Annotated in this window: 21 protein-coding genes, 1 tRNA gene and 2 pseudogenes; 14 read left to right on the top strand and 10 right to left on the bottom strand. The window is 67.8% G+C overall.

Annotated features, from left to right (window positions below; translation table 11 throughout):
- Positions 1 to 177: 177 nt before the first annotated feature.
- On the bottom strand, positions 178 to 648 hold the full coding sequence (locus tag ACIBJB_RS19355; protein ID WP_398931985.1) for a RidA family protein: 471 nt from the start codon (positions 646 to 648) through the stop codon (positions 178 to 180).
- Positions 645 to 809: a DUF4177 domain-containing protein gene (locus tag ACIBJB_RS19350; RefSeq protein ID WP_086724107.1), complete on the bottom strand. Its 165-nt coding sequence runs from the start codon at positions 807 to 809 to the stop codon at positions 645 to 647. The genes ACIBJB_RS19355 and ACIBJB_RS19350 overlap by 4 nt, the downstream gene beginning before the upstream one ends.
- Positions 810 to 998: 189 nt before the next feature.
- Between ACIBJB_RS19350 and ACIBJB_RS19345 the strand changes: the two genes are divergently transcribed.
- Both ACIBJB_RS19345 and ACIBJB_RS19340 read left to right on the top strand, forming a co-directional pair.
- Positions 999 to 1,976, top strand: a complete 978-nt coding sequence (locus tag ACIBJB_RS19345) for an ArsA-related P-loop ATPase (RefSeq protein WP_398931983.1) — start codon at positions 999 to 1,001, stop codon at positions 1,974 to 1,976.
- Positions 1,973 to 3,442, top strand: a complete 1,470-nt coding sequence (locus ACIBJB_RS19340) for an ArsA family ATPase (RefSeq protein ID WP_398931981.1) — start codon at positions 1,973 to 1,975, stop codon at positions 3,440 to 3,442. Before ACIBJB_RS19345 ends, ACIBJB_RS19340 begins: the two co-directional genes overlap by 4 nt.
- Before the next feature lie 72 nt (positions 3,443 to 3,514).
- Here ACIBJB_RS19340 and wblA read toward each other — a convergent pair whose 3' ends face one another.
- The gene (gene wblA, locus ACIBJB_RS19335; RefSeq protein ID WP_020118772.1) at positions 3,515 to 3,853 is read right to left on the bottom strand and encodes a transcriptional regulator WblA; all 339 of its coding nucleotides are present in this window, start codon (positions 3,851 to 3,853) and stop codon (positions 3,515 to 3,517) included.
- A 506-nt stretch (positions 3,854 to 4,359) separates the two neighbouring features.
- Here wblA and ACIBJB_RS19330 point away from each other — a divergent pair.
- Positions 4,360 to 6,627 carry a transglycosylase domain-containing protein gene (locus tag ACIBJB_RS19330; protein ID WP_398931979.1) on the top strand — a complete coding sequence of 756 codons (2,268 nt, stop codon included), beginning with the start codon at positions 4,360 to 4,362 and terminating at the stop codon, positions 6,625 to 6,627.
- Positions 6,628 to 6,747: 120 nt separating this feature from the next.
- Here ACIBJB_RS19330 and ACIBJB_RS19325 read toward each other — a convergent pair whose 3' ends face one another.
- On the bottom strand, positions 6,748 to 7,212 hold the full coding sequence (locus tag ACIBJB_RS19325; protein ID WP_398931977.1) for a GatB/YqeY domain-containing protein: 465 nt from the start codon (positions 7,210 to 7,212) through the stop codon (positions 6,748 to 6,750).
- 124 nt (positions 7,213 to 7,336) lie between these two features.
- Here ACIBJB_RS19325 and ACIBJB_RS19320 point away from each other — a divergent pair, with 124 nt between their 5' ends.
- The 3 genes from ACIBJB_RS19320 (at position 7,337) to ACIBJB_RS19310 (ending at position 9,267) form a co-directional block, all read left to right on the top strand.
- The gene (locus ACIBJB_RS19320; protein ID WP_398931975.1) at positions 7,337 to 8,263 is read left to right on the top strand and encodes a metallophosphoesterase; all 927 of its coding nucleotides are present in this window, start codon (positions 7,337 to 7,339) and stop codon (positions 8,261 to 8,263) included.
- Between the two features lie 110 nt (positions 8,264 to 8,373).
- Positions 8,374 to 9,159 carry a Pr6Pr family membrane protein gene (locus ACIBJB_RS19315; protein ID WP_398931973.1) on the top strand — a complete coding sequence of 262 codons (786 nt, stop codon included), beginning with the start codon at positions 8,374 to 8,376 and terminating at the stop codon, positions 9,157 to 9,159.
- Between the two features lie 34 nt (positions 9,160 to 9,193).
- Positions 9,194 to 9,267, top strand: a tRNA-Pro gene (locus ACIBJB_RS19310).
- Positions 9,268 to 10,599: 1,332 nt separating this feature from the next.
- Here the strand turns inward: ACIBJB_RS19310 and ACIBJB_RS19305 are convergent.
- The gene (locus ACIBJB_RS19305) at positions 10,600 to 10,851 is read right to left on the bottom strand and encodes an ATP-binding protein (RefSeq protein ID WP_398932029.1); all 252 of its coding nucleotides are present in this window, start codon (positions 10,849 to 10,851) and stop codon (positions 10,600 to 10,602) included.
- Here ACIBJB_RS19305 and ACIBJB_RS19300 point away from each other — a divergent pair.
- Positions 10,828 to 11,010 carry a hypothetical protein gene (locus ACIBJB_RS19300; RefSeq protein ID WP_398932033.1) on the top strand — a complete coding sequence of 61 codons (183 nt, stop codon included), beginning with the start codon at positions 10,828 to 10,830 and terminating at the stop codon, positions 11,008 to 11,010. The two genes, ACIBJB_RS19305 and ACIBJB_RS19300, sit on opposite strands and share 24 nt — an antisense overlap.
- Before the next feature lie 125 nt (positions 11,011 to 11,135).
- Here the strand turns inward: ACIBJB_RS19300 and ACIBJB_RS19295 are convergent.
- From ACIBJB_RS19295 to ACIBJB_RS19280, 4 genes and pseudogenes are all read right to left on the bottom strand, one after another.
- Positions 11,136 to 11,321 (bottom strand): annotated as a pseudogene (locus ACIBJB_RS19295) (IS21 family transposase); the annotation flags it as partial.
- A 100-nt stretch (positions 11,322 to 11,421) separates the two neighbouring features.
- A pseudogene (locus ACIBJB_RS19290) lies at positions 11,422 to 11,794 on the bottom strand (6-pyruvoyl trahydropterin synthase family protein).
- Between the two features lie 55 nt (positions 11,795 to 11,849).
- Positions 11,850 to 14,561 carry an AAA family ATPase gene (locus ACIBJB_RS19285; protein WP_398931971.1) on the bottom strand — a complete coding sequence of 904 codons (2,712 nt, stop codon included), beginning with the start codon at positions 14,559 to 14,561 and terminating at the stop codon, positions 11,850 to 11,852.
- Positions 14,558 to 15,127: a hypothetical protein gene (locus ACIBJB_RS19280; protein ID WP_398931969.1), complete on the bottom strand. Its 570-nt coding sequence runs from the start codon at positions 15,125 to 15,127 to the stop codon at positions 14,558 to 14,560. Before ACIBJB_RS19280 ends, ACIBJB_RS19285 begins: the two co-directional genes overlap by 4 nt.
- A gap of 146 nt (positions 15,128 to 15,273) precedes the next feature.
- Here ACIBJB_RS19280 and ACIBJB_RS19275 point away from each other — a divergent pair, with 146 nt between their 5' ends.
- Together ACIBJB_RS19275 and ACIBJB_RS19270 are read left to right on the top strand one after the other, a co-directional pair.
- A complete protein-coding gene (locus tag ACIBJB_RS19275) occupies positions 15,274 to 15,738 on the top strand; it encodes a hypothetical protein (RefSeq protein ID WP_398931967.1) in 465 nt (154 codons plus the stop codon).
- Positions 15,739 to 15,741: 3 nt separating this feature from the next.
- Positions 15,742 to 16,041: a transcriptional regulator gene (locus tag ACIBJB_RS19270; RefSeq protein WP_398931965.1), complete on the top strand. Its 300-nt coding sequence runs from the start codon at positions 15,742 to 15,744 to the stop codon at positions 16,039 to 16,041.
- Positions 16,042 to 16,228: 187 nt separating this feature from the next.
- Here the strand turns inward: ACIBJB_RS19270 and ACIBJB_RS19265 are convergent, their stop codons facing one another.
- On the bottom strand, positions 16,229 to 16,627 hold the full coding sequence (locus ACIBJB_RS19265; protein ID WP_398931963.1) for a hypothetical protein: 399 nt from the start codon (positions 16,625 to 16,627) through the stop codon (positions 16,229 to 16,231).
- A 323-nt stretch (positions 16,628 to 16,950) separates the two neighbouring features.
- Between ACIBJB_RS19265 and ACIBJB_RS19260 the strand changes: the two genes are divergently transcribed.
- From ACIBJB_RS19260 to ACIBJB_RS19240, 5 genes are all read left to right on the top strand, one after another.
- A complete protein-coding gene (locus ACIBJB_RS19260) occupies positions 16,951 to 17,712 on the top strand; it encodes a hypothetical protein (RefSeq protein ID WP_398931960.1) in 762 nt (253 codons plus the stop codon).
- A gap of 592 nt (positions 17,713 to 18,304) precedes the next feature.
- Complete coding sequence (locus ACIBJB_RS19255) at positions 18,305 to 19,201, top strand: phosphorothioated DNA-binding restriction endonuclease (protein WP_398931958.1); 897 nt, start codon at positions 18,305 to 18,307, stop codon at positions 19,199 to 19,201.
- 63 nt (positions 19,202 to 19,264) lie between these two features.
- Positions 19,265 to 19,543 (top strand): CopG family transcriptional regulator, encoded by a 279-nt coding sequence (locus tag ACIBJB_RS19250; protein ID WP_398931956.1) that lies wholly within the window; start codon positions 19,265 to 19,267, stop codon positions 19,541 to 19,543.
- A complete protein-coding gene (locus tag ACIBJB_RS19245; protein WP_398931954.1) occupies positions 19,540 to 19,965 on the top strand; it encodes a PIN domain-containing protein in 426 nt (141 codons plus the stop codon). The genes ACIBJB_RS19250 and ACIBJB_RS19245 overlap by 4 nt, the downstream gene beginning before the upstream one ends.
- Before the next feature lie 416 nt (positions 19,966 to 20,381).
- A complete protein-coding gene (locus ACIBJB_RS19240; RefSeq protein ID WP_398931952.1) occupies positions 20,382 to 20,729 on the top strand; it encodes a hypothetical protein in 348 nt (115 codons plus the stop codon).
- The last annotated feature ends 9 nt before the right edge of the window (positions 20,730 to 20,738 follow it).

Raw genomic sequence — 20,738 nt, 5'->3', positions numbered from 1 at the left:
CCCCCCCCCCCCCCCCCCCCCCCCCCCCCCCCCCCCCCGGCCCCGACCCACCACACACCCGCACGCGCTACACAAGCCCCCACCGGAGCCGAAACGGGCCGCCGCAGGCACAAAGGGGCGCGGGGAACTGCGCAAAACGCCCGCCCCCACCGAACCCGCACACGCCGCCGCACGGCACTACGCAGAGACGAGCTCCACCTGCACCTCAACCTCGACCGGCGCATCCAGCGGCAGCACAGCGACACCCACCGCACTGCGCGCGTGCACACCCTTGTCGCCCAGCACCTCACCCAGCAGCTCACTCGCGCCGTTGATCACACCCGGCTGCCCCGTGAAGTCCGAGGCCGACGCCACGAACCCCACGACCTTCACCACGCGCGCGATCCGGTCAAGGTCACCCGCGACCGACTTCACCGCCGCCAACGCGTTCAGCGCACAGGTCCGGGCCAGCGCCTTCGCCTCCTCGGCCGTGACCTCCGCGCCCACCTTCCCGGTGACCGGAAGCTTGCCCTCGACCATGGGCAGCTGCCCCGAGGTGTACACGTACACACCGGACTGCACGGCCGGCTGATACGCGGCCAGCGGCGGCACGACCGACGGCAGCGTCAGCCCCAGCTCCGCGAGCCGCGCCTCGACCGACCCGCTCACGCCGTCTTCTCCCGCTTCAGGTACGCCACCAGCTGCTCGGGGTTGTTCGGCCCGGGCACGACCTGCACGAGCTCCCACCCGTCCTCGCCCCAGGTGTCCAGAATCTGCTTCGTGGCGTGGACGAGCAGCGGCACGGTCGCGTATTCCCACTTCTTGGTCATGCGGCCGACTTTAGCCGCTGCTCACCCCTGCCTTTGAGCCGCTGCCCACCCCCGGCCTAAACCACCGCCAACCCCCGGCCTAAACCACCGCCAACCCCCCTGCTTCAGCCGCCGCTCACCCACAGCCCGGCCCCGCGTTATCCACAGCCTCCTGCTTAGCTTCGCCGCCGACTGGTTACGCTCGAATACGTGAGCAGGCTCCAGGTCGTCAGCGGCAAGGGCGGGACCGGAAAGACCACGGTCGCCGCAGCCCTCGCGCTGGCCCTCGCCACCGAGGGGAAGCGGACGCTTCTCGTCGAGGTGGAGGGTCGCCAGGGAATCGCGCAGCTCTTCGAAACGGAGACGCTGCCCTATGAGGAGCGGAAGATCGCCGTCGCTCCAGGGGGCGGGGAGGTGTACGCACTGGCCATCGACCCCGAACTGGCCCTTCTGGACTACCTCCAGATGTTCTACAAACTCGGCGGAGCGGGACGCGCCCTGAAGAAACTCGGCGCGATCGACTTCGCGACCACCATCGCGCCCGGCCTCAGAGACGTCCTCCTGACGGGCAAGGCCTGCGAGGCGGTCCGCCGCAAGGACAAGTCCGGCCGCTTCGCCTACGACTACGTCGTGATGGACGCGCCCCCCACGGGCCGTATCACCCGCTTCCTGAACGTCAACGACGAGGTCGCGGGGCTCGCCAAGATCGGCCCGATACACAATCAGGCGCAGGCCGTGATGCGGGTGCTGAAGTCCAAGGAGACGGCCGTCCACCTGGTGACGCTTCTGGAGGAGATGCCGGTCCAGGAGACCGCGGACGGCATCGCCGAGTTGAGGGCCGCCCACCTCCCCGTGGGCCGGATCGTCGTGAACATGGTGCGCCCGGAGGTGTTGGACGCCACCGACCTGGAACTCGTACGGACCACACAGCGTTCAGCCGTGGCGAAGGCACTGTCCGCGGCCGGACTCGGCGGCGCCCGTCGCGGGGGCAACGCCGAGAAGCTGGTCGACCCGCTGATCCAGCAGGCCGAGGAGTACGCCGAGCGGTACGACCTGGAGCACGAACAGCGCGCAGCCCTGGGCGAACTGGGGCTGCCGCTGCACGAACTGCCCTTGCTGACCGAGGGCATGGACCTGGCGGGTCTGTACGAACTGGCCACCGAGCTGCGGAAGCAGGGGATGTCATGAGCCCGGACGCCGAGGCGCACGACCGGCACCGCCGTCTTTCTCCCGCCCCCGTGCTCGATCTCGATCCGCTGATCGACGATCCGGGTACCCGCATCGTGGTCTGCTGCGGTTCGGGAGGCGTCGGAAAGACCACGACCGCGGCGGCTCTCGGCCTGCGGGCCGCCGAGCGGGGTCGCAAGGTCGTCGTGCTCACCATCGACCCGGCCCGCCGGCTCGCCCAGTCGATGGGCATCGACTCGCTGGACAACGTGCCACGCCGGGTGAAGGGTCTCGACGACTCCGCGAGCGGCGAGTTGCACGCGATGATGCTCGACATGAAGCGCACCTTCGACGAGATCGTCGAGGCGCACGCGGACGCCGAGCGGGCGGCCACGATCCTGAACAACCCCTTCTACCAGTCGCTCTCGGCGGGCTTCGCGGGCACGCAGGAATACATGGCGATGGAGAAGCTCGGGCAGCTGCGGGCCCGGGACGAGTGGGACCTGATCGTCGTCGACACACCCCCCTCCCGCTCCGCGCTCGACTTCCTGGACGCGCCCAAGCGGCTCGGTTCCTTCCTCGACGGAAGGCTCATCCGGCTGCTCACCGCCCCGGCCAAGCTCGGCGGACGGGCGGGGATGAAGTTCCTGAACGTCGGGATGTCGATGATGACCGGCACCCTCGGGAAACTTCTGGGCGGTCAACTCCTCAAGGACGTCCAGACGTTCGTGGCCGCGATGGACACGACCTTCGGCGGGTTCCGCACGCGCGCGGACGCGACGTACAAGCTGCTCCAGGCGCCCGGGACGGCGTTCCTGGTGGTAGCGGCCCCGGAGCGGGACGCGCTGCGCGAGGCCGCGTACTTCGTGGAGCGGCTGGCCGCGGAGGCCATGCCGCTCGCCGGGCTGGTGCTCAACCGGGTCCACGGCAGCGGCGCCGACCGGCTCTCGGCCGAGCGGGCGCTCGCCGCCGCGGAAAACCTCGAGACCGCGGACAACCTCGAGACCGCGGACAACCTCGAGACCGCGGACAACCTCGAGACCGCCGAGAATCCCGAAGCCGCGGAAAATCTTGAAGAGCCCCGCATTGTCGATCAGGAGGGCGGGAAAGCTGGACTTCGTAACTCTCCTGACACGTACGGCAGTTCAGAATCTCCCGCTCCCGAGGCACCGGCTCCTGACGAAGGCTCCCCCGCCGACTCGAAGAACCCGAGCTCGGAGCGCACGGAGAAGGGGCGGTCCGCCGACCCCGCTGACCGGTCCGTCGACCAGCTCACCGCAGGCCTGCTGAGACTGCATGCCGACCGTATGCAGCTGCTCTCCCGCGAGCAGCGCACGCGTGACCGCTTCACCGCGCTCCACCCCGAGGTGGCGGTGGCCGAAGTGGCCGCGCTGCCCGGCGATGTCCACGACCTCGCGGGGCTGCGGAACATCGGAAACCGGCTCGCGGCCGGGCAACCGGAGCTGCCCGAGACTGCCGTGGACTGACCCGAGGGGTACGCCCTCAGCGCTCCGAGGGGTGTCCTCGAGGTCCGATGGGTGTCCTCGAGGGGTGTCTCCTCAGCCCACCGCCGCGTAGTTCTCGTAGATCTCGTCGTCTTCGAGGGGCAGGATGCCGACCCCTCGCTCGTACTCGACGCGCGCCGTCTCCAGCAGCCTGCGCCACGACGTGACCGTCGGCCGCCGGCGCAGCAGTGCGCGGCGCTCGCGCTCCGTCATTCCTCCCCACACGCCGAACTCGACGCGGTTGTCCAGCGCATCGGCGAGGCACTCCGTGCGCACCGGACATCCGGTGCACACCGCCTTCGCCCGGTTCTGCGCTGCTCCTTGAACGAACAGTTCATCCGGATCGGTAGTGCGGCAGGCCGCCTGCGCACTCCAGTCGACTACCCAGCCCATACCGGCGCCGTCCTCTCCCGAATCGAGGCTCCCCCACGGCGGCAGCGGCATATTCACCGCCGCCAGTTGAGGACGTTACGGAAGGGAGGCACAGCGCAACACCCCCTTCGGGCCCAATCTTGAATGGCCCGAACGGACTATGCGTAAGCGGCAGATCACCCGGGGGAGTGAGCCCGCGACATACATGACTATCCCGGCAAACCAGGACACTTGTCTTGCGTCACAACGGGCACCTGATGACACACGAGGCGGATTCGGACACGCCCCCACCAAAAAAGTTGGGGAACCTCCGGAACGATTCGGGGTCGCCGGACGTATTGATACGTGGCCCTACTGCTGTGACAGTTGAGAGCAGCTTAGGCCAAGGCCTGTGCGCGTGTCCGGCGAATGAGAAGGTAGGCGCTCCTGTCGCCATGCCCGCTCGACGCGGTCGTGCCCGCTTCCGTCGCCATGCCGTGACATGGGCTCCCTCTGAACGCTCATGAGTACGGATTAGGCTGCCCTCTATGTCGAAGAAGCGCTCGGGCGGCGGTCTGTCACCCACGCAGCAGGCCGCCAAGTTCCTCGGTGTCAGTGTTCTCGCGGGAGCGGTGATGGCCGGCATCGCGCTGCCCGCGGCCGGCGCGCTGGGGCTCGCGGCCAAGGGGTCGGTGGAGAGTTTCGACGAACTCCCGACAAACCTGAAGACCCCGCCGCTGAGCCAGCGCACCACGATCCTCGACAGCGAGGGCGGCACCATCGCCACGGTGTACTCGCGCGACCGCACGGTGGTCGACCTCAAGAGCATCTCGCCGTACATGCAGAAGGCGATCGTGGCGATCGAGGACTCGCGCTTCTACCAGCACGGCGCGGTCGACCTGAAGGGCGTCCTGCGCGCGCTCAACAAGAACGCCCAGAGCGGCGGTGTCTCCCAGGGCGCCTCCACGCTGACGCAGCAGCTCGTGAAGAACGTCGCGGTGGAGGAGGCCGGTGACGACCCGACGAAGGTCGCCGAGGCCACCCAGCAGACCATCGGCCGCAAGATCCGCGAGCTGAAGTACGCGATCCAGCTCGAAGAGGAACTCGGCAAGAAGAAGATCCTCGAGAACTACCTCAACATCACCTTCTTCGGCCAGCAGGCCTACGGCGTCGAGGCCGCCTCCCAGCGTTACTTCTCCACCCACGCCAAGGACCTCAACCTCGAGCAGTCGGCCCTGCTCGCGGGCATCGTCCAGTCCCCGAGCCGCTACGACCCGGTCAACGACGAGGCCGAGGCGACCAAGCGGCGCAACACCGTGCTCCAGCGCATGGCCGAGGTCGGTGACGTCTCCCAGGCGGAGGCCGACAAGGCCAAGGAGCAGCCGCTGGGCCTCAAGGTCAGCAAGCCCAAGAACGGCTGCATCACCGCGGTCAAGGGCGCGGGCTTCTTCTGCGACTACGTCCGCGAGGTCTTCCTGACCGATCCGGTCTTCGGCAAGACCAAGGAGGCCCGGGCCAAGGTCTGGAACCAGGGCGGTCTGACGATCAAGACCACGATGGACCCGCAGGCCCAGAAGTCGGCGCAGAACTCCATCAAGGAGCACGTCTACCAGGACGACGACGTGGCCACCGCCGCGACCATCGTCCAGCCCGGCACCGGCAAGATCCTGGCGATGGGCCAGTCACGGCCGTACGGCATCAACAACAAGAAGAACGAGACGACGCTCAACCTCTCGGTCAACGCGGCCATGGGCGGCGGAGCCGGCTACCAGCCCGGTTCGACGTTCAAGCCGATCGTGGCCGCGGCCGCCATCGAGGGCGGTATGCCGGCGACGAAGATGTACCCCTCGCCGTACAAGATGGACTACCCGGCCCCGGTCCAGGCGTGCAACGGCAAGGTCTGGAACGAGAAGGGCGTCCCGGTCACCAACGAGAACACCTCCGAGGTGGGCCCGTACGACATGAAGACCGCGACCGCGAAGTCGGTCAACACCTACTACGTGTCGATGATCAGCGACATCGGCATCTGCCCGGTGACGGAGATGGCCGCGAAGATGGGCGTGGCGCGCGCCGACGGCGGCAAGATGCAGCAGGCCCCGTCGATCGCCCTGGGCACCCAGGAGATGTCCCCGCTGACCATGGCGAACGCGTACGCGACCTTCGCCTCGCGCGGGATGTACTGCACCCCGGTCGCCATCGAGTCGATCACCCAGCGGGTCGGCGAGCAGTCGAAGTCCCTCCGGGTGCCGAAGTCGACCTGCTCGCGGGCGATGTCGGAGAACACCGCGGACACCATCAACACGCTCCTCAAGGGCGTGGTCGAGGACGGCACCGGTTCGGAGGCGGGCCTCGGCGGCGGCCGGGCCAGCGCCGGCAAGACCGGTACGACCGACGAGCGCTACGCGGCCTGGTTCGTGGGCTATACGCCGAACATGGCCGGCGCGGTCTGGGTCGGCGACCCCGCGCACAAGCGCAAGATGCAGAACATCACCATCGGCGGCGTGTACAACGCAAAGGTGTTCGGTGGCAAGGTCCCCGGCCCGATCTGGCGCGACATGATGAGCGGCGCGCTGGAGGGCAGGGAGTCCCCCAGCTTCAACCTCGTCTACATCCCGGACCCGCCGAAGGAAAAGGGCGACGGCAACGACGACGGCGACAACGGCGGGAATGACAACGGCGGCAACGACAACGGTGGGAACGACGGCGGAAACGACGGCAACACCACCTTCCCGACGCCGACCTTCTCCATCCCGGAGAACTTCATCCAGGGCACGAGCAACGGGAACGGCAACGGCAACGGGGGCGGGCGCGGCTGACGCCCGGAGGCGTACACGGAGAGCTGACGCCCGGAGATGAGAGCCCGGTCCCGCCGATTGCGCGGGACCGGGCTCTCGTACGACTGCCAGGTGCCGTTCCCAGCCGACCAGGAGCTCGTCTCAGCCGGCGAGGAGCTTCTTCACGACCGCGGCGACCCGGCCGCCCTCGGCCAGGCCGGCCACCTTGGGGTTCACGATCTTCATGACGGCACCCATGGCCCGGGGCCCCTCGGCGCCCGCCGCCCTGGCCTCCTCGACGGCCTGGCCGACGATGTCCTTCAGCTCGTCGTCGCTGAGCTGCTTGGGCAGGTACCCGGCGAGGACCTCGCCCTCCGCCTTCTCCCGCTCGGCGGACTCGGCGCGACCACCCTGGGCGAAGGCGTCCGCGGCCTCGCGGCGCTTCTTCGCCTCCTTGGTGATCACCTTCAGGACCTCGTCGTCGGAGAGCTCGCGCTTCGTCTTGCCCGCGACCTCCTCCTTGGTGATCGCGGCGAGCGTCAGCCGGAGCGTCGAGGAGCGGAGCTCGTCGCGCTCCTTCACGGCGGCGGTGAGGTCTTCCTGCAGCTTCGACTTGAGCGTGGTCATGCGTTTGATTGTCGCAGGTGCGGGGCGGGGGGTGCCCGCGCATTTACGGGGTGGCGGGCGCCCGGCTCTACGGGGTGGCGGGCGCCCGGTCAAGGATGCCTTCGTGATCTGACACGATGGAGGCATGCGCGCGCGATACGGAGTTCCCCTGGGGATCGCGGCGGTTGGCGCCGCCGGTCTCGTCTACTCGGCTGGTTTCGAAGCCCGTTCCTTCCGGCTGCGACGAGTGACGGTCCCCGTCCTGCCGTCCGGCATGCGCCCGTTGCGGGTGCTCCAGGTCTCCGACATCCACATGGTCGGCGGCCAGCGCAAGAAGCAGCGCTGGCTGCGCTCGCTGGCGGGTCTGCGCCCGGACTTCGTGATCAACACGGGCGACAACCTGTCGGACCCGGAGGGCGTGCCCGAGGTCCTGGACGCGCTGGGCCCGCTGATGGAGTTCCCGGGCGCGTACGTCTTCGGCTCCAACGACTACTACGGCCCCAAATTCCGTAACCCCGCCCGCTACCTGTACGAAAAGACCCAGGGCCGCCACGGCCTGAACGGCAACGCGCCCGCCGTGGGGGTCGTGCACAACCCGTGGAAGGGCCTGCGGGACGGTTTCGACGCGGCGGGCTGGCAGAACCTCACGAACACGCGCGGCATGCTGAAGATCGAGGGCGTGTCGGTGGAGCTGACGGGCCTGGACGACCCGCACGTCAAGCGGGACCGCTATGCGGAGGTGGCCGGCGGCCCGTCGGGCGCGGCCGACTTCTCCATGGGCGTCGTACACGCCCCGTATCTCCGCGCCCTGGACGCCTTCACCGCCGACGGCTACCCGCTGATCCTCGCCGGCCACACGCACGGCGGCCAGATCTGCCTCCCCTTCTACGGCGCGTTCGTCACCAACTGCGACCTGGACACGGACCGCGTGAAGGGCCTGTCCACACATGAGGCGGAGGGCCGCAGGTCGTACCTGCACGTGTCGGCGGGGTGCGGGACGAGCCGCTATACGCCGGTACGGTTCGCGTGCCCGCCCGAGGTGACGCTGCTGACCCTGGTCGGCCGGGAGTAGGGGCCGGCGGACCGCCGTACGACTGAGGCCGTGCGAGGCCGTATCGGGCAGATTAACCCGCACGGCCCGCCCGTATCGCCCCTTTTGCCGGTTCTGCCTAACGTGAGGGCATGACCGCGCCGATACCGAGGGACATGCCGGACCTCCCCGCAGTCCCGGGCATGCCCGCCTTCCTGCGCTCCCCCGTCCCCGCCACGGCGGTGGTGGCACCCGTACGCCACCCCGTGGCCGCCGTCTACCGCGTGCTGGTGGCCCTGACGGCCGCCGCGGCCGTGACCATCGAACTGGTCCTGAGCAGCCCGATCCGCACGCTGAGCCACTTCTCGATCCAGAGCACGATCCTGCTGGCGATGGTGCTCCTGCTGTCGGCCCGCAGGGCGTGGACCGCCCGCCGCCCCCTGCCGTCATCCGTGACAGGCGCGGCCCTCCTCTACATCACGATCACGGCCCTGGTGTACCACCTGCTGCTGGCGAACGCGTCGAGCCCCTTCTCCCTCACGGGCGCGGCGGCGAACCCGACGGGCTGGCACGCGGTGACCACCCACCTCCTGAACACGGTGATCCCCGCGGCGGCCCTGGCGGACTGGCTCCTGCTGACGGCCCCCGGCCGCCTGCACCTGCGCCAGGCGGCGTCATGGCTGCTGTACCCCCTGGCGTACCTGCTCTTCTCCTTCACCCGAGGCGAACTGATCCCTCCGGGCACGGGCGGCCGCTACCTCTACCCCTTCCTGGACGTGGACCTCCACGGCTACAAGAACGTCCTCGGCAACGCCCTCCTCCTCGGCCTCTCCTTCTACGCCCTCGCGATCCTCCTGATCGCCCTCGACCACGCCCGCCCGAACCCCATCCGCCACCGCGGCAAAACCGGATTTCGTCTCAAGCCACCGGTGGGCTAAAGTAAACGACGTCGCCGCGACGAGCAGCGACGATCGGGGTGTAGCGCAGCTTGGCAGCGCGCTTCGTTCGGGACGAAGAGGTCGTGGGTTCAAATCCCGCCACCCCGACAGCTGAAACACCAGGTCAGGGCCAGCTACTCACGTGAGTAGCTGGCCCTGATTTGTGTTGCGTGTCTATCTGCGTGACTACTGCTCCGGGGCGCGCTCGAAGATGCCGTCCATGACCACGGCGCCGGTCTGGATCACGGGCCGGATGGCCATCGCCAGAATCCAGCTCGAAAGTGAGAGGACTCGTCGGCTCAAACCATGCTGATCCCGATCCCGCCATGTGCTGTCTGGTGATGGTGAAAGCTAGCGCCTCGCCACGCGCCGTGATCCGCGCAGTGGAGGGACGAGCTGTGAAGTCAAAGTCCTCTGTGGAACCGTCTCCAGCGATGGTCCGGTACACGATCGGTTGACGGATCACACGGTTGGTGCTCCGCTTCGACCGCCAGCCCGCGATCGCGATTGCTGCGGCAAGGATGATCAATCCGCCTACACCTGCCAGTGACACCGGCAGTCCCCTCCCCTACAGCCGAAACCTGTGGAGCGTTCTCTGAGGCCAGCCGCCCGCGACTCTGCAGCGAGTCCCAACCGGACGTCCGTCTCACTTTCCGTCTCGTTCAGCCCCGTTCACGACCGTTCAGGTGAGACTAAGAGCCGGGCGCAGCCCACGAGCGGGCCGCCCAGGAACCCAGGTGAATGGCTCTGAACGCGGCCTCACGCGGCACCCCCGCAGTTGGAAAGCGGGCGCCTTACCCACAGTCCGGGTGCGCGATCTTCCAAACCGGCGCTGGCGCCCCCGAGCAGAACGCGTCTTCGTACACTCGTTCTCCGGCAGCGAAGGGGGTCGTCATGGAACTGGCGCCATCGAGATGGGGCCGCGTAGCCAACAGCAGCTTGGGTGCGCTTCCAGCCGCCGTGACCATCCTCTACGCAGCCCAGACCACCGCCGCGTTCCCGCGCCTGTCGGCCTGCGTGTTCCTCTGCGGCTCGGTGATCATCGCTGTCCGGGGGTACCGGCTCCGCGTTACCTGTAGGAACACCGAACTGACGGTACGCGGCTACCTGCGGACGCGAACCATCCCCCGAAGCAGCATCACGGAGATCACCGACTTCCCCGCTGTCCGCTGGACTGATCGGAGTGGGCGCAGGCGCTGGTCACCCCTGTGGGTACTCCATCGTGGCCCTCACGAAACGGCAGGGATCGCGGCATCCAAGATCCGCAACGTCGCGGCTCTGCGCCACTGGCTGCAGCCGCGCAAGCGTCGGCCGACTCGCCGGTGACGGTCTCGGAGGCGGGTCAAGTGAGTCAATCCGGTGGCTTGTCGGTGACGTTCTTGGGGCGCTTGTTGGGCCGGTAGCTGGGGCCGTTCATGATGACTTGATGGCTGGCGTTGATCAGACGGTCCAGGAGTGACTCGGCGACGGCCGGTTTGGGAAGAGGCGATACCAGTCGCTGGGTGCCCTGTTGCTGGTGATGATCAAGGACCGGCCCTGCCGCTCGGAGACAAGTTCGTAGAGGTCGTCGGCCTGGGACGGGGACAGCTGACGCATGGCGAAGTCGTCGAGGATGAGAACGTCGGGGCGGATGAGTTCGCGGATGCGCTTGTCCCAGGTACGGTCCGCGTGGCCGCCGGCGAGATCGGCCAGGATGCGGCTGGTCTTGGCGAAGTGGACGTCGGCGCCCTGGTCCTCTGCCAGGACGAGATCACCCGCCGCGAGCTTTCGGGGACGCTGGAAACGCTCGACGCCCGCCTCACCCAGGCCCAGAAGGGGGGGAACTGGGACACCTCGCCTTCCGGGTCTTGAGCGAGTCGCGCAGGGCGGTGGTCCTCACGCTCATCGCACGGCCTCCTCGGCGTCACCGCGGTCCTGGTCGTCGTGGACCTCGCCGGGCATCTGGGTGGGGACAGCGACGGCGAACAGTCCCTCGGGGCCGTGCAGGAAGGCCGCGGCTCCGAATCGGTCTCGGTGCCGGCAACCAGGATCCCTTTGACGGTGCGGTAGGACGGGTCGCCGACTGTGATCGCCTTCCTGCAGGCAGCTTCCAGACGAGCGTCGCCGTACTTCTTGCGCAGCCCGAGTACTCCCTGGGCCGCGCGGAGCCGGTAAAGAGCGTGCGTGACGTAGGAAGCCAGCGGGGTACAGCCGTCGTTCCGACACCGCGGCGGGTGCATGACCTGCCTGCCGGGCCAAGAGGCAGGGGCCGGCCGTCGCCATTCACCGCGGCGGGCGGTATGCGGCCCACGTCTTGGGTGTCTCAGAGACCTTGACTGCGGTCAACTCCGGGAAACGCTCGATCCAGAGGTCGAAGATCCATGCAGCCAGATTCTCCGCGGACGGAGAGGTACCCCCCCCCCATCGCCTCATTCAGATGACGGTGATCGAGGGTGTCGTCCATCCACTTCTTGAAGGCGTCGAGCTCGCGGTAGTCACGGACGAAGCCTGCCTCGGTGAGGTCCTCGCGGCGGGCGGACAGTTCCAGTACGACGACGTAGTTGTGGCCGTGCATGCGGGCGCAGGGGTGCCAGCTCGGCAGCCGGTCGAGGACGTGACTGGCCGAGAAGTGGAACTCCTTGGTGATCGTCAGCATGGCGGCTCCAGTCTGCCACCTGCTGTCAGAACCCCTCGTCGGCCGTCCGTCCTGGTCACTGATCGAACCCCTCGCCGTGGAGGATGGCGTTGTTGAGGGGGACACGCGTGCGGAACCGGTCGCGCGACAAGTCGTCGCTGACCTGCTCCGCCTTGCGGTCGATCTCACGCCGAGCCCGTTGGAGGAGTGCGGATGCCGCCTCCCGCAGGCCCCCGGCGGCCAGCACCACGGCGGAGTGGTACAGAACCTCCTCCGTACGGAGAGCTGGCATGTCCCCTACCTCGTCCAGGATGCGAACCGCCTGCCGGGCCTGCTCCTGAGCTCCCACCGTGTCGCCGCGCCGGAGCAGGATGCGGCTGCGCAGGGAGTGCGCGGCGATCTCGCTACGGATCATCCCGCTGCGCTGGGTCTCGACACAGGTGGCCACAGCCAGGCGGTCGGCCTGATCCAGGAGTTCTCCGGGTTCGTCAGCGGCGAGAAGCAGGATCTCGGCGTACAGGTTGCGGACGATGGGGACGAGGTTGGCCAGCCAGGTCCGCTCTGTCTCCGCCCATGCGTCGGCGATCAGTTCCAGGGCCCGGCCGCGCTTCGCCGGCTGCTGGATGAGGAGATGTGCGAGCAACGCCTTGTTGTAGGCGTGCCAGCCGCTGTCGCCCCCGCGGTCGGCCTCGAAGGCGAGTGCTTCGCCCAAGACCTCCTCGGCATCCTCGTACGCACCGAGGCCCATGTGCACCTGCGCCAGGTAGTTGAGCGCTATGGGCAGCTCCGCCTTCAGCGGCTCGTCGCGCAGCCGCTGGACACAGCGGCTCAGCCGGGCCTCGGCCTCGCTGAGTTGTCCGCTGTCGTAGAGGGTGATGCCGAGCTGCATCTCTCCCAGGTTGCGAGCGTGCTGGAGCACCGGATCACTGGTGCCGCCGAGTCGTGCGTCGGAGGCGTACATGCGCTCGGCCTCCCGCAGCTGGGCCAGACCGTCGGCAAGCCGTCGCTTGGACACCTGCCGCCCGTATTCGACGCGGGCCACGAAGAGTGGGACCGGATCTCCGTGCTGCTCGGCCAGCTCCACGGCCGCGCGAAGCTTGTCCAGGGACGGCACCAGACCCTGGGTCGCGAGCAGGGTCTTGCCACGCAGAAGCGTCGTACGGATCGCCAGCTCAGGGCTGCAACAGCGCCTCGCCGCGGCTTCCGCCTCGGCGGCCAGGGCGTCGATGTCCGGCCCGCCGGCCGGCTGGTGCTGGCCGCGCCAGCGCACCTCCGTCAGGGACAGCAGCAGTTCCACGGCCTGGACGAGCCACTGGTCCCGGCTCTCCTCCTGCTGCGGCAGGTCCCGGACCGCCTTGATCACTTCCTCACAGTGCCGCTCCGCCTCGGCGAAGGACAACCCCTCCATCGCGGCGTCCCGGGCCAGCCCGTAGTGCACCTCGGCCGAGGCGAGCAGGCACTCGGTTCCGCCGTTGCGGAGATGGCGGGCGATCTCCAGCCGGCGTTCCAGTGGCATTCCGTCCATCGGGCCGGTAGTGAGCGCCGTCGCGATGCGGGCGTGCCGGGACCGCATCTGCTGAGGGGTCTGCTGGTCGTACACCACGCCGCACAGAGCACTGTGCTCGAACCGATAGCAGTCGGATGCGTCCAGGCGTGCCCACCCTGGCGGCTGTGCCGGCAGGATGAGCCGGTGCTGGGCGGCGATGAGCCGCAGCCGCTCCATCACCTCGTCGTGGGGTGCTCCCTTGACGTCGGCGACCGTGCGGGACAGGAACGTCTCGCCCTGGGTCGCTCCGATCATGAGCAGTTCGCGATCCGGTTCGGTGAGCAGCCGGAGTCGTTCTTCCACCACGCGCGAGAGGCTGTTGGGCAGTTCGACTGTGGGGCCGGCGTCCGGACTCCATTCCTCCAGACAGAGGGTGACGAAGACGGCGTGGCCGGCGGTCAGCCGACTCAGCTGTTGGGACAACGTCGGCGGGGCTTCCGGGTGCCGGGAGCGCACCAACTCGGCGACGGCGTCCTCCGGCAGGCCGTTCAGCACCCGACGTCGCAGCAGTCCGTCCTTCGCCCAGTCGTGCAGCAGATCCTCGATCGTGGATCCCGGGCCGTCTACGTAGGCTCCGTCCGTGGTGTGGCTGAGCACCAGGCCAAGCGGCTCACCGGGCAGCCGCCGCAGCAACCGGTCGAGGACCAGCAAGCTGCTGGGATCGCCGTGTTGGATGTCGTCGATGAGCACCACCGTGGGCGGTCCCTGACGAACAAGATCCAGCAGGGCGTCCACGATCTGCGCGGCGGCTCCCTGCTGGAAGGGCAACAGGCTGTCGAACGGCATCGATCCGGAAGCGAGGGATGCCTCCGCCACTTCCTTGCCCACGGTGAACAGAGCACCCAGGCCCGGCACGATCGCGGACAGCACCTCGGGAGCGGAGCGGACAACGCCCTGACCGGTGAAGCTCAGGAGCCGACGGAACACGCCGGGCTGCTTGACCTCCTGATCCCGGGCCAGCTGCAGGAGCAGGTCGACAATCCCTCCGTAGTGCAGCGCCGACCCGATCGACGGCTGACACCGTACGGATACGACACGGCAGGCGCCCTGCTCGTGAGAGGCGGCGGCCTCCGTCTCGAAGGCCTGCAGCAGCGCGGACTTCCCCATACCCGAGACGCTGTCGACCACGATCGCCCGGCCACCGCGCCCTTCGGCCACCTCCGCCAGCAACGAGCGCAGCTCGTCCATGTGCTCCACACGGTCGACAAACCCGGTCCGCACCACAGCCCCCGTCTCGGTCATCCGTCTCGGAACTTCCGTACCCGCAGCGTTACTTGGCGTCCACGGTAGATCATGTGAAACGCGTCTCCCAGTCGGCTCGACCTGTCGACTGCGGAGGTGGTCAACCAAAGACACACTGTTCGGCCGGCACCGTGGTGGGTGGCTGTGCGGAGCGATGACCTTCCGGCGCTCAGCTGGGGGGCGGTGTTGCGCACCTCCACCCGCAGCCGGTCGCCGCCGGAGTCCCGGCGCAGTTCGAGGCGGACGGCCACGTCCGCGACGGGGGCGTGGCGGCGTGCGTTCGTCAGCGTCTCCTGCACCACGCGGTGCACGGAGGTCTCGACTTCAGGGGCCGGCCGGACGCCGCGCGCCGCCTCCTCCTCGGCGTGTAGCGTCGCCTCGGTATCGTGCCCGGCGAACGCGGAGACCCGACGGTCCACTTCGGTGAGCCGCTCGCCCGGACGTGCGGCCTTGTCATCGTCCTCGCGCGGCACCCGCACGAGGCGGCGAATGGCGTACAGGGGTCTCCCTGCGGAGATGCCCTCCAGGAGCGGTTTGACCTGTTCCGCCGAGGTTTCCCGGATCATCACGAGCCGCCCGCAGGCAGCGTTGTTCGCGCGCGAGCGTGGGTGGATCTGAGCCCGGGAGAGCGTTCGAGGACCACGCGGCAGATCGTTGATTCGTACACGGACGGGGACTTTCCATGTTGGAAAGTCGCAGTAGACTTTCCAACATGGAAAGCATCGCAGATGGCCCTTCCGATGCCCGCGCCGCCCTGGACGACGTGAAGGCGGCCCGTGGCGCCCTCGCCAACCGGGCCATGGCGCCCTGGTGGTACCACATCGGCCTCGGCCTCGGTGTAGGCATCGTCTTCGCGTCGATCGACGTCGGTGGCAGCCTGGTGCCCACCGGTGTGATCGTCGGCGGGATCCTCCTCCCGTCGGCGCTCACACTGAGCGTGGCCCGCTCCCGCGGCGTCTCCGTCAACCGCTCCCTGTCCGCGCCGGACACCCGTGGACTCAACGGCATGTTCCTGATCGCGCTCATCGTCCTCGGTGGCATCGGCCTGACCCTGAAGCTGGCCGCGAACCTGCCCGGTGTCCTGACGGGCGCCGGTCTCCTGGCGCTGGCACTCACCGTGTACGTCAGCAGGCGCAACGACGAGGCGCTGCGCCGCGACCTTCTGCGCCGGACCTGAAACATGCCCGGTCTCGACGAGGTGATCCACCCGGCCCACCGTCTGCAGATCTGTGCCATGCTCGCGGCCGTCGAATCGCTTGAGTTCTCCGTGGTCCGCGACGCCCTCAGGGTCAGCGACTCCGTCCTGAGCAAACAGATGAAAGTCCTTCAGGAAGCCGGCTACGCCACCGTAATAAAGATGCCAATGAATTCCCGCACTCACACCTGGCTCGCCCTCACCGACGCCGGCCGCGAGGCCCTCGCCGAGCACCTGACCGAGCTGCGCCGCATCGCGGCACTGGCAGAGCCGACAACACGATAAGAGTGCCTCCGTACTCGTACGGCCTTGCCGTACCCCTCGGCAGTCCACCAAGGCCAGTGGAGGATCCAGGCTTCCTGCCACGGTGAGGTTCTGGCGGACGAGCATCAGCCCGGGGCTTCATCCCCGGGCTGTCTCTTTCCACCGCGCGTCACGGGCTCCAAGTGCGGCGGCGAGGAGGTCTTGAGGCTCAGTCGTGACGGGCGAGCCTGACCGAGGAGATCAGCAGGATCGCGGCCGGCACGGGGATGAGCACCACGTCCGAGAACACCCCCACCAGCAGCCCACCCGGCAACGCGCCGGCGACCGAGCCCCCGGCCATGACCAAGGTGAAGCGGAGGTTGGCCCCGAGCACCGCAAAGCTGCCGTCACGGCTGTAGCGGGTGAAGGCGACCAGCATGGTCGGCAGCGACACCGGCAGGGACAGGCTTCCGGCCGTCTTGATGAGTACCGCGAACAGCAGCACGATCGTCGGAATCAGCAACTCAACCCCAGCCACGCCCATGATCGCCGCGACCACTGCGATGCCGAACCCGGCCACCACCCCGCTGGGCATCTGAGCCCACAGCGGCAGCGACAGCGTCCCCACGGTGGCGACAAGGGGACGGGCCCTGACGCGTTCTGCGTGGCCAAGCCCACGGACGACGGCCGCCCATGAGTGACGTCCCACTGGATTGGCCTGGACGGGCCAGGCAGCCCAGGCTGCTGGGTCACCAAGTACCGCAAGTGTCGGGTGCCGCAATTGTCAATACTCGGCACCCAGTTGGGTGCCACATTGGCCGAGTGGCCAACGCGGTAGCCGATCACGTGCTGAAGTAGATGCTGGCTGCGAGGGGACGGCGTGCAACCAGTTTGCGCACACCACCGTTGGCATGACAGCTGATTTGCGTGACCAACTTGTGGGGGGGTGGGGTGACTTCAAGTCAGGGAAAGATCGGAGAATGGGTACTCTTCGGTCTCTCAGCAGCCGGAGCCATCGGCGCATTTATCACCGGTACGCTGGCGGGCGATGCTGACGAATACTGGAAGTGGCGCCTCATAGCGATTGGCGTTCTGTCGACCGCCATCCCAGTGATGATCGCCAGATACGAACGCACAAAAGCCGAGTTAGTCCAAAAGCAAACCTTGGAACTCACCCGTGAGGTTGGACGCAGTCAGGAGCAACTGCTCTCGGGAATCACACTGAGCGTTCGACACGTGGCCAGGATCGGCGGCCTATCGGCCGGAGCAAGTCCAACGGAGATCGCAGCAGCCAGGGGGCGCCTTGACCAAAGCATCGTCTTCGCTGCCTCAGAAGTACATCCGGGTACTCATGGCGCCTTCTATCGATGGGATGTGTCAACAGGAGACTTCATCCTCACCACAGAAAGACCTCTGGGGGCGGCCGAGAAGATATCCCCAGGAGATCACGGCCACGGAGCCTTCCGAGCCGTTGTTAACACCGGAAGCATCTTTCATCGAGCGTCAACTAGAAGCCCTTTGCGTCGCCCGACTCCGACCAATCCAGATCAAGCGCTACTTCTGGTACGCGTGATCGCTGATTCAACTATACTGGGGGTACTTGCCGTTGACGCGAGTCATGACACGTGGGACTCTGGGGATAAAGATTTTGCGCAGCGTGAGATTCGCCAAGTGCTCCTATACGCGGACACGCTGGCTGCGGGCTTGGTCTGAGGCCCGAGGAGGTAGGGACGATGGCCGCTGTGCGTGGGCGTAGGACCGTCCGACGTGATGATGACCCCGACTCCCGAGGCACTCCACGCCAGGAAGACGATTCTTACGACGAAGAAGCCATCGAACGCAGTCTCACGCCGCCAAGCACGTACTACATTTCGAGTGCCGAGGCAGAGCGAGTCACTGACGAGTACTTGACCATTCGGGTAAATAGAATCCAGCAAGAAGCGCCGGGAACACGCGGAGCACTGGTCGTTAGTGTACTATCAACGGCCGCAATGGGAGCAATTCTTATCGTCTCTCAGACGTACTGGGCCATTCTTCCCGCAACCCTATCAGTAGCTACGGCTATCGCCGGCCTTCTACTTAGATTCCGAAGGAATACATAATCCGGGCGATCGTCAATCTCGGATGGTGGATTGCTTTCGGTGGACTTCGGTCGCGGCCGTACTGGAATGGCTGGTGTCCACTCCCCCGGGACGATACCTCCGACACCCTTGACGACGCGTCGCGATCGCCTCGCCGCGACTCGTTGGGCTTTCCGCACATGCGCAGCTCGCTGGTCAACGGGGCGCCACTACGATCGCCGGTCATGAACTGGCTGGAGCGCACCGCGAAACTGAGGCAGTGGACCAGAAGCGGGACCCGCGCTCCGCACAAGCCGTTGCTGTTGCTGTACGCCCTCGGTCGGTTCCAGCAAGATGCCGCTGGCGAACTGCGGTACAGCGCGGTGGAGGAGGATCTGCAGCGGCTGGTGACCGAGTACGGTCCGCCGAACAGGACGACTCCGGCCTACCCGTTCCACCACCTGGTGAGCGACGGCGTGTGGGAGGTGCGCACCGATCGCGGACCGGGCAGCCCCGGCAGCGGGGTGCGGGAGTTGCGGGCAGCGGGTGCCGCGGGGCGGTTGGCGTCGGAGCTGCGGGCGGCACTGCGGCGCGAGCCGGAGCTACTCGGCCGGATGGCACGGGTCCTGCTCGACCTGCACTTCCCGCCTTCGCTCCACGGCGATCTGTGCGAATCCGTCGGCCTGGAGCTGGAGCCGACGGAGACCGGAGAGCTCTCGGCCGCCGTGCGAAGGCGGCGGGACCCGCGGATGCGGGAGCAGGTCCTGACGGCCTACGAGTACCGGTGCGCCTTCTGCGGCTACGACGGCAGGATCGGCGCGGTGCCGGTCGGGCTGGAGGCCGCGCATGTGCGCTGGTGGGCGTTCGGCGGACCGGACGACGTCGACAACGGTCTGTGCCTGTGCTCGCTGCACCACAAGCTCTTCGACAAGGGCGTCCTCGGTGTCGGCGACGGCCACCGCATCCTGGTCTCCCAGCGCTTCGTCGGGCACAGCCCCGCCGCCCGCGACCACGTCATCGCGCTCGCCGACCGACCACTTATCGGACCTCAACCGAGCGCCCACCCCGTCGCCGCGATCCACCGCTCTTGGCACACCAGCCAGGTCTTCCACGGCAGCCCAGGCCCTGCCACGGCCGCCTGACCATCGGATCGTCGACCGCATCCCACTGGTAAGGAGTGCGATACCAAGAGTATGGTCTCTTGTATGGCCACCAAGAAGGTAACCGTGACGATCCCCGAGGATCTCCTGGACGAGATCCGCGCGGACGCGGCAGAGCGGGGCCTTTCGGCGTACGTCGCCGAGGCGCTGCGCTTCAAACGGGACCGGGACCGGCTCCTGGAGCTGGTCGACTGGCTGCAGGAAGAACACGGCCCCGTGACTGAGGACGAGCGTGCGGCAGCCCTCGACGAGCTGGAGGACCTTGACGCCGAACACGAGCGGCGCCGCGCCTCCGGACAGCACAACGCCGGAGAGGCTGCGTGAAGAAGCGATCCGGTGAGCACGGGCAGAGGCCGCTCCGTGTCTTCGTCCTGGACTGTGAAGCTCTCTCCCTGGCAGTGCGCGGTGATCGGAGGATGATCGCCTGGCTCGACCTCGCGGCGCGAGGGGAGGCCGAAGTGGTGACGTCGCCGATGACCCTGGTCGAGGCGTACGACGGCAGAACGACCGAACAGCGCTGGGACTGGGTACTGTCCCGGCTTCAGGTCGCCGACATCGGGAAGGACGAGGCCCGCCAGGCACGCCGGCTCCTGGCCGCCGCCAAGTTGCACGGCCACAAGTACGCGATCGACGCCGTGCTCGCCGTGATCGCGCGACAGCAGAAGGGACAGGTCACCGTCTTCACCTCGGACGTCGACGACCTGGAGAAGCTGGTCCCGGACACGATCGTCGTCAAGAAGGTGTAACCCGACCCGCGCCCCTCAAGGCCCGCAGCTGGGATGGCACCAGCCTGGGAGTGGGACATCCCGCACGGCTTCAAGTCCCGGATCCTGGGCGTTGCTGTTGTCCGCCGCCAGGCGCGCGGATGTGTTGTTCCGCGTCGCCGCTCGCGTTGACACGGGCCATCGCCGGACGTTGACTGGCGGCACGGTGCAGAGTCAGGCCGGCCCGGAGCACACGGCGAAGCATTCCGCCTTCCGCCTCGGCCAGAGCCGCGGGGACTCATCTGCCGGACAACAGTGAGGTCGGCCATTACCGTTTCAGGGACCACCAGCCACCAGGCGAAGACGATGACGAGCGGAATCACGGAAGTCTCCGGAAGCCTGAAGCAGGCTGTCCAGCGGACCAAAGACGCCTTCAGGCGGAACGGAAGCGGCCCTCGATGATGTACGACCAGACACGCGCCCAGCAGCCTGCGAGCCAACCGCGGGGCGGCGCCGAGCGCCGCGCCGCGGGACCGGAGCCGCTGCTCGCGGCGGCCGAGCGGGACGCGATCGGCGGACGCCTCGGGCACGCCCTCAACACGTTCGCCGACACCCCGCTCGAGGCACTGGAAGAGGCCGAGAGTGCCTTCGACGAAGCCACCGCCCAGCTGGCGAACGCCCTCGCGGAACGGCGGCGTGTCCTGCGCGCCGGCTGGCAGGACCAGGACCCCGAGGCGCAGTCCGACGAACTCCGGCACGCGCTGAGGCAGTACCGGGAGATCACCCAGCGACTGCTCCACCTCTAGGCAGCCCGA

Source organism: Streptomyces sp. NPDC050759, assembly GCF_044456945.1.
Classification (GTDB): Bacteria; Actinomycetota; Actinomycetes; order Streptomycetales; family Streptomycetaceae; genus Streptomyces.
The sequence above is the reverse complement of the archived record's forward strand: the minus strand, read 5'-3'. Positions and strand labels throughout refer to the sequence as shown.